General features: G+C 67.4%; 10 protein-coding genes. 5 read left to right on the top strand and 5 right to left on the bottom strand.

Annotated features, from left to right (window positions below):
• Nucleotides 1–12: 12 nt before the first annotated feature.
• The 5 genes from DY023_RS15585 to DY023_RS15565 form a co-directional block, all read right to left on the bottom strand.
• Complete coding sequence (locus DY023_RS15585) at nucleotides 13–1,299, bottom strand: ABC transporter permease (protein ID WP_116243262.1); 1,287 nt, start codon at nucleotides 1,297–1,299, stop codon at nucleotides 13–15.
• Complete coding sequence (locus DY023_RS15580; RefSeq protein ID WP_116243261.1) at nucleotides 1,296–2,612, bottom strand: ABC transporter permease; 1,317 nt, start codon at nucleotides 2,610–2,612, stop codon at nucleotides 1,296–1,298. The genes DY023_RS15585 and DY023_RS15580 overlap by 4 nt, the downstream gene beginning before the upstream one ends.
• Nucleotides 2,609–4,123 carry an ABC transporter ATP-binding protein gene (locus DY023_RS15575; protein WP_116243260.1) on the bottom strand — a complete coding sequence of 505 codons (1,515 nt, stop codon included), beginning with the start codon at nucleotides 4,121–4,123 and terminating at the stop codon, nucleotides 2,609–2,611. The genes DY023_RS15580 and DY023_RS15575 overlap by 4 nt, the downstream gene beginning before the upstream one ends.
• 85 nt (nucleotides 4,124–4,208) lie before the next feature.
• Nucleotides 4,209–5,318 (bottom strand): BMP family lipoprotein, encoded by a 1,110-nt coding sequence (locus DY023_RS15570; protein ID WP_116243259.1) that lies wholly within the window; start codon nucleotides 5,316–5,318, stop codon nucleotides 4,209–4,211.
• A gap of 137 nt (nucleotides 5,319–5,455) precedes the next feature.
• On the bottom strand, nucleotides 5,456–6,571 hold the full coding sequence (locus tag DY023_RS15565; protein WP_116243258.1) for a mannose-1-phosphate guanylyltransferase: 1,116 nt from the start codon (nucleotides 6,569–6,571) through the stop codon (nucleotides 5,456–5,458).
• A 161-nt stretch (nucleotides 6,572–6,732) separates the two neighbouring features.
• Here DY023_RS15565 and sdhC point away from each other — a divergent pair, with 161 nt between their 5' ends.
• From sdhC to DY023_RS15540, 5 genes are read left to right on the top strand one after another with little or no spacing between them, the layout of a single operon-like run.
• Nucleotides 6,733–7,158: a succinate dehydrogenase, cytochrome b556 subunit gene (gene sdhC, locus DY023_RS15560; RefSeq protein ID WP_116243257.1), complete on the top strand. Its 426-nt coding sequence runs from the start codon at nucleotides 6,733–6,735 to the stop codon at nucleotides 7,156–7,158.
• Complete coding sequence (locus DY023_RS15555) at nucleotides 7,158–7,598, top strand: succinate dehydrogenase hydrophobic membrane anchor subunit (protein ID WP_116243256.1); 441 nt, start codon at nucleotides 7,158–7,160, stop codon at nucleotides 7,596–7,598. The genes sdhC and DY023_RS15555 overlap by 1 nt, the downstream gene beginning before the upstream one ends.
• A 26-nt stretch (nucleotides 7,599–7,624) precedes the next feature.
• Nucleotides 7,625–9,451, top strand: a complete 1,827-nt coding sequence (gene sdhA, locus DY023_RS15550) for a succinate dehydrogenase flavoprotein subunit (RefSeq protein WP_116243255.1) — start codon at nucleotides 7,625–7,627, stop codon at nucleotides 9,449–9,451.
• Between the two features lie 2 nt (nucleotides 9,452–9,453).
• Nucleotides 9,454–10,212, top strand: coding sequence for a succinate dehydrogenase iron-sulfur subunit (locus DY023_RS15545; RefSeq protein WP_116243254.1), 759 nt, complete (start codon nucleotides 9,454–9,456; stop codon nucleotides 10,210–10,212).
• Between the two features lie 21 nt (nucleotides 10,213–10,233).
• A complete protein-coding gene (locus tag DY023_RS15540; protein ID WP_245958735.1) occupies nucleotides 10,234–11,532 on the top strand; it encodes a YihY/virulence factor BrkB family protein in 1,299 nt (432 codons plus the stop codon).
• Nucleotides 11,533–11,534 lie beyond the last annotated feature (2 nt).

Genomic DNA, 11,534 nt, shown 5'->3' with positions numbered 1-11,534 from the left:
TGTTCCGTCCTCCTAGGACTTGATGTACGGCTTGCCGTCGGCTGCCGGCGCCTTGATCTGTCCGGCGAACCCGGCCACCGCGAGCAGCGTCACCAGGTACGGCAGCATGAGCATGAACTCACCGGGAATCGGCGTCTTCAGGATCACGAGCAGGTTCTGCAGGTTGGTCACGAAGCCGAACAGCAGCGCCGCGAGCGTCGCGCGGATCGGGTCCCAGCGTCCGAAGATCACGGCGGCGAGGGCGATGAAGCCCAGACCCGCCGTCATCTCCTTGCCGAACTGCGGCACCGACACGAGGGTGAAGTACGCCCCGCCGATGCCCGCGATGGCACCGGCGAGCAGCACGTTCCAGAATCGGGTCGGGTTCACGCGGATGCCGACGGTGTCGGCGGCCTTGGGGTGCTCTCCGACCGCCCGCAGGCGCAGACCCCAGCGGGTGCGGTACAGGCCCCACGCCACGAGTGCGACCGTGACGAACATCAGGTACACGATGATCGTCTGGTTGAACAGCACCGGACCGATCACAGGGATGTCGCCCAGCAGCGGGATCTTGATCCGCTCGAAGCGCACCGCGGTGTTCAGAGTCGCCTCGTTCGGAGCCAGCAGCGCCCCGTAGAGGAATCCGGTGAGTCCGGTCACCAGCACGTTCAGCACGACACCGACGATGACCTGCTCGACGAGGTACTTGATCGCGAACGCCGCGAGCACGCTCGCGACGAGCACGCCGCCGACCATCGCACCGAACAGCCCGACGAACGGGTTGCCGGTGATGCTCGACAGCAGCGCCGCAGAGAAGGCGCCGAGCAGCAGCTGCCCCTCGATGGCCACGTTGACCACTCCGGCGCGCTCGCCGATCACGCCGCCGAGAGCACCGAACACGAGCGGCACCGACAGGGACACCGCGCCGACCAGCAGGCTGGTGACCGGCACGAGTCCGCCGGCGGAGGCCCAGACCAGGAAGGCGAGCACGCCGACGACGCCGAACACCGAGATCAGCCAGAGCGGCGGCGTGCGGTACGCCTGCACCTGGACGACGGCGAGCGCCACGAGCAGGATCATGACGGCGATGAGCACCCAGCAGGTCAGCGCCGTGGGCAGCGGGACGTCGGGCAGCTTGATCGCCGACGAGCGGTCGCTGAGCCGGAACGTGCTCGTGCCCGTGCGCGGAACCATGAGGAACAGCAGGGCCAGCAGCACCGTCACCGATGCCAGGACGATGGGCGTCTTCCACTTGCGCTCGCGAACGGTCGCGAGCTGCACCGTCCCGTCGGACGCCTCGGTCTGTGCGAGCGTGCTCATGCCGCCACCGCCTTCTTCGCAGCCTTGGCTCGCGCCTTGGCGGCCTTCTCAGCATCCGTCTTGGGGAGGAAGAACACCGTGCGCAGCAGCGGCGGGGCCGCGATGAACAGCACCACGAGCGACTGCACCACCAGCACGATGTCGACCGGGATGTCCTGCGCCTGCATCGAGAACGACCCCGCCTTCAGCGCACCGAACAGGATGCCTGCGGCGAAAGTGCCCCACGCCCTGCTGCGCCCGAGCAGCGCCACCGTGATCGCGTCGAAGCCGATGCCGGCGTCGATCGTCTCGGTGATGCCGGTCGTGACCGCGCCCTGCACCTGGTTCATGCCGGCAAGGCCCGCCAGACCGCCGGCGAACAGCATCGCGTACACGTAGATGCGCTGCACGTTGATGCCCGCCGCGCGCGCCGCGTGCGGGTTCTCGCCGACGGCCCGCATCCGCATGCCAAGAGACGAGCGCTCGATCAGCCACCACACGAACAGGGTCGCGACGATCACCAGCACGAAGCCGAGATCGAGCAGCGGGAAGCGCGGTCCGAGAAGTTCGGGGAACCGCGCGGTCTCCGGTGTCGGCGACCCCAGCGCCTGGTTGGTGCCGGGCTTCTGCAGCAGACCCGGGGTGCGGATCATCCAGAGCAGCAGGTAGTACGCGATGTAGTTGAGCATGATCGTGAGGATCACCTCGTGCGCACCGGTGCGCGCCTTGATGAGGCCGGCGATGCCGCCCCAGAGCGCACCGCCGGCGATGCCGACGATGAGCGTGGCCGGAATGTGCAGCCAGATCGGCAGATCCAGCGAGAACGTGAACAGTCCCGCGAAGCCGACGGCGATGAGCATCTGCCCGCGTGCACCGATGTTGAACAGACCGACGCGGAAGGCGAGAGCGACGCCGAGGCCCGCCGCGATCAGCGGTGCGGCGAAGCCCAGAGTGTTCGTCAGCGGCTTGATCTGCGCGGCGAAGGTGTTGCCCCTCGCGTTGAAGATCGCGCCGCGGAACAGCGCCTCGTAGCCGTCGTACACCGCGACCCAGACCGCGTTCAGCATGTCGCCGGGACGCGCGAAGAAGTACACCGACGTCTTCTGCACGTCTTCGTTGGTCAGTGCGATGAGTACGCCTCCGACCAGGAGTGCCAGCACGATCGCCAGCACCGTGGTGACCGCGCTGCTGCGCATGATCTCCTTGATCAGCACATTGCTGCGCGGCGGTGCGAGGTCTTCGCGCTCGCTGCCGGGGATGCCGGAGCTGGGCGGCAGCTGCTCGGGCGGCAGCCCCTTGGTCGCATCGCCCGCCCCGGGTGTCGTCCCGCTCATTCGGTCACCTCCGCATCGGCCACTCCGGCCATCATCAGCCCCAGCTTCTCTCTTGGCGTGTCACCGGGCACGATCCCGATGATGTTTCCGCGATACATCACAGCGATCCTGTCGGCCAGTGCCGCGACCTCGTCGAGCTCGGTCGAGACGACCACGACCGGCACACCGGCATCCCGGGTCTCGATGATGCGCTTGTGGATGAACTCGATCGAGCCGACATCGACACCGCGCGTCGGCTGGGCAGCCACCAGCAGCCGGAGCTCACGACTCATCTCGCGTGCGATGACGACCTTCTGCTGATTGCCGCCGGACAGCGTCCCGGCAGGCGTGTGCGGCCCCTGGGCGCGGATGTCGTACTCGGCGATCCGCTCCTTGGCGAAGTCCTCCAGCACACCGCGGCGCACGGTCCCGGCCGTGCTGAACGCCGGATCCGAGGTGCGATCGAGGATCAGGTTCTCGGCGACCGAGAATGCGGCGACGAGGCCGTCCTCGGTGCGGTCCTCCGGCACGAAGCCGACGCCGGCGTCGAGGATGGCGCGGACGCTGCGTCCGACGAGCTCGGTGCCGTCGAGCGAGATCGACCCTTCGACCCGCGCGGCCAGGCCCACGAGCGCCTCGACGAGCTCGGTCTGTCCGTTGCCCTGCACGCCCGCGATGGCGAGCACCTCGCCGGGGCGCACGGTGAAGTCGACGCCGTCGACGACGATGGCTCCGGCCGGCGTGAGCACACGCAGCCCGCTGACCTCGAGGCCGCCCTCGCCGGGGTTCGGCGGTTCCTTCTGCACAGTCAGTTCGACCGCACGGCCCACCATCAGGGATGCCAGTTCGGCGTTGCTCGCCGTCGGAGAGGCCTCCCCGACGATCTTGCCGAGGCGCACGATGGTGATCGTGTCGGCGACCTCGCGCACCTCGCGCAGCTTGTGCGTGATGAAGACGATCGCCGTCCCCTCGTCGCGGAGCTGGCGCATGATGCCCATCAGCTCGTCGGTCTCCTGCGGGGTCAGCACCGCGGTCGGCTCGTCGAAGACGAGGACCTTGGCGTCCCGCGAGAGCGCCTTGATGATCTCGACCCGCTGCTGCACGCCCACCGGCAGATCGCCGACGATCGCGTCCGGGTCGATGTCGAAGCCGAATCGCTCGGCGACGGCGCGCACGTGCGCGCGGGCCTTGGCGATGTCGAGCACGCCCAGCCCCTTGGTCTGCTCGTGACCGAGCATGACGTTCTCGGCCACGGTGAACACCGGCACCAGCATGAAGTGCTGGTGCACCATTCCGATACCGGCCGCCATCGCGTCGCCGGGTCCTCGGAAGTGCTGCACGACGTCGTCGAGGAGGATGTCGCCCTCGTCGGCCTGGTAGAGGCCGTACAGGACGTTCATCAGCGTTGATTTTCCTGCGCCGTTCTCACCCAGCAGCGCGTGGATCTGACCGGGCTCGACCACGAGGTCGATGTGGTCGTTTGCCACCAGAGTGCCGAATCGCTTGGTGATGCCGCGAAGTTCGAGCTTCATATCTGCACCTTATCCAGAAGAGTCCGCTCACGGGCACGGGGCGAGCAGCGGAATGCGCTGCTCGCCCCGTGCGGGTGAGGTGAGGTCACGGAGAGTTCGGGGACTCCACGGTGATGTCACCGGCGATGATCTGCTTCTGCAGCTCGGCCAGCTCGTCGGTGAGGCCGTCGGGCAGCTGGCCCTCGAACTCGCCGAAGCCGGAGAGCTTCACGCCCTCGTTCTCGAGCGTTCCGATGTAAGGCTCGGCCTTGAAGTCGCCCTTCGATGCGGCGACCGTGACATCGTTCACAGCCTGGTCGATCGCCTTCATGATCGACACGAAGGTGACGTCGGCGACGCTCGGGTCGGCGACGGCGAGGTCGCTGTCGACACCGACGAGGAGCGTGTCCTTGCCGCTGTCCTTGATCGCCGCTGCGGCGCTCTGGTAGATCGGTCCGCCGACGGGGAGGATGACGTCGACGCCCTGGTCGAGCACGCCCTGAGCGGTCTGCTTGGCCGTGTCGTTCGCGTCGAAGCCGCCGGTGAACGAGCCCTTCTGGGTCTTGGTGTCCCAGCCGAACACCTGGACGCCGGCGCTCTTGTCCTCGTTGTACTTCTCGACGCCGAGCTGGAAGCCGTCCATGAACACGGCGACCGACGGGATCTGCATGCCGCCGAAGGTGCCGACCTTGTTCACGCCGGCCTGAGCCGACCATGCCGCCGAGGCGTAGCCGCCGAGGTAGGCCGCCTGAGCGGTGTCGAAGACGAGGGGCTTGATGTTCGGTGCGTCGGTCTTGCCGTCGAAGTCCGCGTCGGCCCAGTCGTCGATGATCGCGTAGTTGATGTCGGGGTTCGCCGTGGCGGACTCGATCGTCGCGGCCGAGAGCTTGAAGCCGACCGAGACGATCAGCGTGCAGCCCTCCGAGACGGCGGTCTCGAGGTTGGGTGCGTAGTCGTTGTCGTTGGCGGACTCGAACTCGAGCGGCTTGACGCCGATCTTTTCGGCCGCGCTGTCCATGCCCTCCTTCGCCGACTGGTTGAACGACTTGTCGTTCCAGCCGCCGGCGTCCGAGACGAGGCAGGGAAGGAAGTCGGAGTCGACGGGCTTTGCGCCGCCCTCCGTCTCCTCGGGCGCCTGGCCGCAGCCGGCGAGTGCGAAGACGACGCCCGCGGCGAGGGTAGCGCCGATGAGCTTCTTGGTGGTGGAGATGGTCACTCGAGCCTCCCGGGAAAGATCCGCGCCCATCGCGGATCGATCAAAGTTACCTACTGTTTCGAACGCACCCATGCATCGGGTGGCGAAAGGTTACAAATCTGAGATGATGCCCGCCCGCATCCGTTGGGCGGCACCCACTACAGCACGTCGCCGCGGCCGGTGACCTTCAGCGACTCGACGACGCCCTTGACACGCTGGGCGTTCTCCACCGTGGTCACCAGCAGCGCGTCCGGAGTGTCGACCACGACGATGTCCTTCACCCCGACCAGGCTGATCACCCGCGAGGTCTGGCTGACCAGGATGCCGCTGGCGGCATCGCTCAGCACGCGGGCCTTGGGCCCGAGCACCGCGAGATCGTTCTTGCGGCCGTTGGTGATGAGCTTGGTGAGCGAGGCGAAGTCGCCCACGTCGTCCCAGTCGAAGTGCCCTGGTACCACAGCGAGCCGCCCGCGCTCCGCCGCGGGCTCCGCGACGGCGTAGTCGATCGCGATCTTCTTCAGGCGCGGCCAGATGCGGTCCACCGCGGGACCGCGCCTCTCCCTGTCGTCCCACGCCTCCGCGAGCTCCATCAGCCCTGCGTGCAGCTCGGGCTCGTTGAGTGCGAGCTCCTCGAGCAGCACACTCGCCTTCGCGATGAACATGCCCGCGTTCCACAGATAGGTGCGCTCGGCGAGGTAGCCCTTGGCGGTCTCGAGGTCCGGCTTCTCCACGAAGCGCTCGACCAGCGCCGCCTCGCGCGCGCCCTCGACGACCAGCTCCGCTCCGCGCTTGATGTAGCCGAAGCCCACGGACGGCTCGGTGGGCGAGATGCCGATGGTGCAGATGTACCCCTCGCGCGCCACCTCCACCGCATCCCGCACGGCGAACTCGAAGACGCGCGACCCGCGGATCACGTGATCCGCGCTGAACGACCCGATGATCACGTCGGGGTCGCGGCGATGCAGGACGGCGGCCGCCAGGCCGATCGCCGCCGCCGACTCGCGCGGCTCGGACTCGAGGAAGACGTTGTGGTCGGGGATGCCGGGCAGCTGCTCCTCGACGGCGGCGCGGTGCGCCCGCCCGGTGACCACGGCGATACGGTCGGCGCCGGCCAGCGGTTCCAGGCGGTCCCACGTGTCGCGCAGCAGCGAGTGCCCGGATCCGGTCAGGTCGTGCAGGAACTTCGGTGCATCCGCACGGGACAGGGGCCACAGCCTGCTGCCGATGCCGCCCGCGGGAATGACGGCGTAGAAGTCCTCGATGGGCTCTCTCATGTCGTCCAGGCTACCGGCGCGGAGAAATCTTGACGTCAAGATAGTTAGGTGTGCCTTGCTCGCTCCCAGCGAACGAACAGGAATAGGATGGACCCGATCACGCGTGCCCGCTGTGGCGCGCCCCGAGTCACATCGATCAGGATCGATCAGGGAGGACGAAAGTGTCCGCAAGCACTCGCTTGACACCGTCGATTTCGGAGACGACATCCAAGACCCCGCGCGGCACCCTCTATCGAGGGCGCGAAGGCATGTGGTCCTGGGTGCTTCACCGGATCACCGGCGTCGCCATCTTCTTCTTCCTTCTGGTGCACGTGCTCGACACGTCCCTGATCCGCGTGTCTCCCGAGGCCTACGACGCGGTCATCGGCACCTACAAGAACCCCGTGATGGCGGTCGGAGAGGTCGTTCTCGTCGCCGGCATCGTGTTCCACGCCATGAACGGACTGCGGATCATCCTGATCGACTTCTGGTCGAAGGGCGCCCGCTATCAGCGCCAGATGTTCTGGGGCGTGCTCGGTGTCTGGGTCGTCCTCATGGCCGGCTTCGTCCCGCGCCACCTCATGCTCGCGTTCGGAGGAGGCCACTGATGACCGCCACAGCGACTGCTCCCGCCCGCCGCACCCGCGGTTTCAACATCGAGAAGTGGGCATGGCTGTTCATGCGCCTCTCCGGTGTCGTGCTGATCGTGCTGATCTTCGGCCACCTGTTCGTCAACCTGATGGTCGGCGAGGGCATCCACGGTGTCGACTTCGGCTTCGTCGCCGGCAAGTACGCCACGCCGTTCTGGCAGTGGTGGGACGTGCTGATGCTCTGGCTCGCCCTGATCCACGGCGGCAACGGCATGCGCACGATCGTCAACGACTACGTCACGCACGAGGGCGCCCGCAAGGCGCTCGTCTGGGCGATCGGCCTCGCCGCCGCCCTGCTGATCGTGCTGGGCACCCTCGTGGTGTTCACCTTCGACCCCTGCAACGGCGTGCTCGAGAGCGGCGTCATGTGGGAGACCTGCCAGGCCGTCGGCAACTGATCAGAGCGTAAGAGATAGGCATACGAGTGACTGCGCAGACCCAGGATTCCGTCGTCCGCGACGGCGTGCACTACCACCAGTTCGACATCGTCATCGTCGGCGCCGGAGGCGCCGGGATGCGGGCGGCCATCGAGGCGGGCCCCGGCGCGAAGACGGCCGTCATCTCCAAGCTGTACCCCACTCGCTCGCACACCGGTGCGGCGCAGGGCGGTATGGCGGCGGCGCTCGCCAACGTCGAGGACGACAACTGGGAATGGCACACCTACGACACCGTCAAGGGCGGTGACTACCTGGTCGACCAGGATGCCGCGGAGATCCTGGCCAAGGAGGCGATCGACGCCGTCATCGACCTCGAGAACATGGGGCTGCCGTTCAACCGCACCCCCGAGGGCAAGATCGACCAGCGCCGGTTCGGCGGTCACACCCGCGAGCACGGCAAGTCGCCGGTGCGCCGTGCCTGCTACGCCGCCGACCGCACCGGGCACATGATCCTGCAGACGCTGTTCCAGAACTGCGTCAAGCTCGGCATCAACTTCTTCAACGAGTTCTACGTGCTCGACCTCGTCACCGTGAAGGACGCCGAGGGGAAGACCCAGATCGCGGGCGTCGTCGCATACGACCTCGCCACCGGCGAACTGCACGTGTTCCAGTCCAAGGCCGTGATCTTCGCGACCGGCGGCTTCGGCAAGATCTTCAAGACCACCTCGAACGCGCACACCCTCACCGGTGACGGCGTCGGCATCGTGTGGCGCAAGGGCCTGCCGCTGGAGGACCTGGAGTTCTTCCAGTTCCACCCGACCGGCCTCGCCGGCCTCGGCATCCTCCTCACCGAGGGCGCCCGCGGTGAGGGCGCGATCCTGCGCAACGCCTCCGGTGAGCGCTTCATGGAGCGCTACGCCCCCACCATCAAGGACCTCGCTCCCCGTGACATCGTCGCGCGCAGCATGGTGCAGGAGGTCGCGGAGGGCCGTGGCGCCGGTCCGCACAAGGACTACGTGCTGCTCGACTGCACGCACCTGGGCGCCGAGGTCCTCGAGACCAAGCTCCCCGACATCACCGAGTTCGCGCGCACCTACCTGGGCGTCGACCCGGTCGTCGAGCCCGTACCGGTGATGCCCACCGCGCACTACGCGATGGGCGGCATCCCGACCAACAACAACGCCGAGGTGCTGCAGAGCAACACCGAGACGGTCCCGGGTCTCTACGCCGCCGGAGAGTGCGCCTGCGTTTCGGTGCACGGCTCGAACCGTCTGGGCACCAACTCGCTGCTGGACATCAACGTGTTCGGCAAGCGCGCCGGCCGCAACGCTGTCGAGTACGTCAAGACGGCAGACTTCGTGCCGCTGCCGGATGACGCGGTGAACGGCGTGCGCGACATGATCGAGGGCCTGCGCAACAACGCCGGCACCGAGCGCATCGCGGTGCTGCGCAAGAAGCTGCAGGACGAGATGGACAAGGGTGCCCAGGTGTTCCGCACCCACGACTCGCTCGAGCACGTCCTCGGCGTCATCAAGGAGCTGCGCGAGCGCTACAAGAACGTGCACGTCGACGACAAGGGAAAGCGGTTCAACACCGATCTGCTCGAGGCCGTCGAGCTGGGCTTCCTGCTCGACATCGCCGAGGTCGTCGTCTACGCCGCGCAGAACCGCGAGGAGAGCCGTGGCGGCCACATGCGCGACGACTTCCCCCAGCGCGACGACGAGAACTACATGAAGCACACGATGGCGTACCTGACCGGCGATCCGCACTCGTCGACGCCGGCCGACCACATCAAGCTGGACTGGAAGCCCGTCGTGTTCACCAAGAACGAGGACGGCGAGTTGCGGTACCCGCCGATGGAGAGGAAGTACTGAGCATGTCGAACGCAGTTGCAGAGGCACCCGCGAACGATTCCGGTGTGCAGTCGTTCCTCGTCACCTTCATCATCCGTCGCTTCGACCCCGAGACCGACGCCGAGCCGCACTGGGTGGACTACGACGTCGAGCTGTACGCCACCGACCGCGTGCTCGACGCCCTGCACAAGATCAAGTGGGAGGTGGACGGCTCGCTGAGTTTCCGCCGCTCCTGCGCGCACGGCATCTGCGGCTCCGACGCGATGCGCATCAACGGGCGCAACCGACTCGCATGCAAGACGCTGATCAAGGACCTCGACATCTCGAAGCCGATCTACGTCGAGGCGATCAAGGGTCTGCCGCTCGAGAAGGACCTCATCGTCGACATGGAGCCGTTCTTCGCCTCCTACCGCGAGGTGCAGCCGTTCCTGGTCGCGAACTCGACTCCCGACAAGGGCAAGGAGCGCATCCAGTCCATCGCCGACCGCGCGATCTTCGACGACACCACCAAGTGCATCCTCTGCGCGGCGTGCACGTCCTCGTGCCCGGTGTTCTGGACCGACGGCCAGTACTTCGGACCTGCCGCGATCGTCAACGCGCACCGCTTCATCTTCGACTCGCGCGACGACAACGCCGACGTGCGCCTCGACATCCTCAACGACAAGGAGGGCGTGTGGCGCTGCCGCACGACCTTCAACTGCACTGAGGCGTGCCCCCGCGGCATCGAGGTCACCAAGGCCATCGCCGAGGTCAAGCAGGCGGTGCTGCGCGGCGGGCGCTGATCCGCTCGCTACTCTGAGATCGTGACCGACTCGGAGGCCTCTGACACGTCCGCGCCCAGCGCCCGCGCGAAGCGCGGGCTGGCCGCGGACGCTGCTCGCGAAGAGCAGCACCTGCGCCAGCGCTGGGAATCGACGCAGGAGAGCCTGAGAGAGCGCTTCGACGAGCCGATCTCTCGTGCCACGAGGATCACGCAGCGCACGCTGGCGTGGTTCCCCGTGCGGGTGTGGCGCAACTTCCTGCAGCACGAGGGTTTCCTGCTCGCCGCCGGCATCAGCTATCAGACGCTGTTCGCCGCGTTCGCTGCGATCTACGTGGTCTTCGCGATCGTCGGGATCTGGCTCGGCGGCAGTGAGGAGGCGGTCGACGCTCTCGTCGACATCATCAACGCCTACATCCCCGGACTCATCAGTGACAACGGGATCGCCACGCAGGCTCAGGTGCAGGAGATCGCGAACAGCATGTCCGGCACGCTCGGCATCACCGGTGCGATCGCCGTCGGCGCCCTGCTCTGGACCGCGATCGGAGCCATCTCTTTCGCCCGCCGCGCCGTGCGCGGAGTCTTCGGCATCGCACCGGACCGGCGGAACTACTTCCTGCTGAAATCGCTCGATCTGCTCGCAGCGATCGTTTTCGGCGCCGGTCTGCTGGTGGGCACGGCACTCGGCGCCCTGGGCACCTGGGCGCTCACGATCGTCTTCGACCTGGTGGGGATGCAGGACTCCTCGTTCCTGCTCCAGACCGGCGTCTGGATCGTGGGCGTGAGCGTGCTCTACGCCGTGAACACCGCGCTGATGGCCGGGCTGTTCCGCTTCCTCACGGGCACCAGACTCACGTGGCGTCGCATCGTCCCCGGATCTCTGGTCGGTGCCGCCGCGACGACCCTGCTGCAGCTCGGCTTCGGTCTGTTCCTCAGCTACTCGCCTTCCAACCCGCTGCTGGTCACCTTCACGGTGTTCATCGTGCTGCTGCTGTGGTTCCGTCTGATCGGGATCGTGCTCCTGGTCGCCGCGTCGTGGATCGCCGTGGCCGCGCACGACAATCACGTGCCGCTGATCCCGCAGACCGAGGCTCAGCGCCTCGCCAAGGAGCACCAGGCGCTGCTGTTGGCGGCCCAGGTGCGTCTGCGCACCGCGCAGGACGACCGCGAGAGTGCACCGTGGTACCGGCGCTGGGCGGCGGACCGTGCGGTGCGCGACGCGGAGGACGAACTCCAGCAGGTGAAGGACGCAGCGCCCCCGCCCCCGCAGAAGCGGGGTCTGCTCGCGCCCGCCGCCCCGAAGGGCGACGCCGCGGGAGGGGATGTCCGTCCCCGTCGATAGGC

Origin of the sequence: Microbacterium bovistercoris (assembly GCF_003387575.1) — a bacterium.
GTDB classification, from domain to species: Bacteria; Actinomycetota; Actinomycetes; order Actinomycetales; family Microbacteriaceae; genus Microbacterium; species Microbacterium bovistercoris.
The sequence above is the reverse complement of the archived record's forward strand: the minus strand, read 5'-3'. Positions and strand labels throughout refer to the sequence as shown.

Coding starts and splice junctions, on each gene's coding strand:
- DY023_RS15585 (WP_116243262.1), bottom strand. CDS start 1,299: ATGAGCACGCTCGCACAGACCGAGGCGTCCGACGGGACGGTGCAGCTC.
- DY023_RS15580 (WP_116243261.1), bottom strand. CDS start 2,612: ATGAGCGGGACGACACCCGGGGCGGGCGATGCGACCAAGGGGCTGCCG.
- DY023_RS15545 (WP_116243254.1), top strand. CDS start 9,454: ATGTCGAACGCAGTTGCAGAGGCACCCGCGAACGATTCCGGTGTGCAG.
- DY023_RS15575 (WP_116243260.1), bottom strand. CDS start 4,123: ATGAAGCTCGAACTTCGCGGCATCACCAAGCGATTCGGCACTCTGGTG.
- DY023_RS15555 (WP_116243256.1), top strand. CDS start 7,158: ATGACCGCCACAGCGACTGCTCCCGCCCGCCGCACCCGCGGTTTCAAC.
- DY023_RS15565 (WP_116243258.1), bottom strand. CDS start 6,571: ATGAGAGAGCCCATCGAGGACTTCTACGCCGTCATTCCCGCGGGCGGC.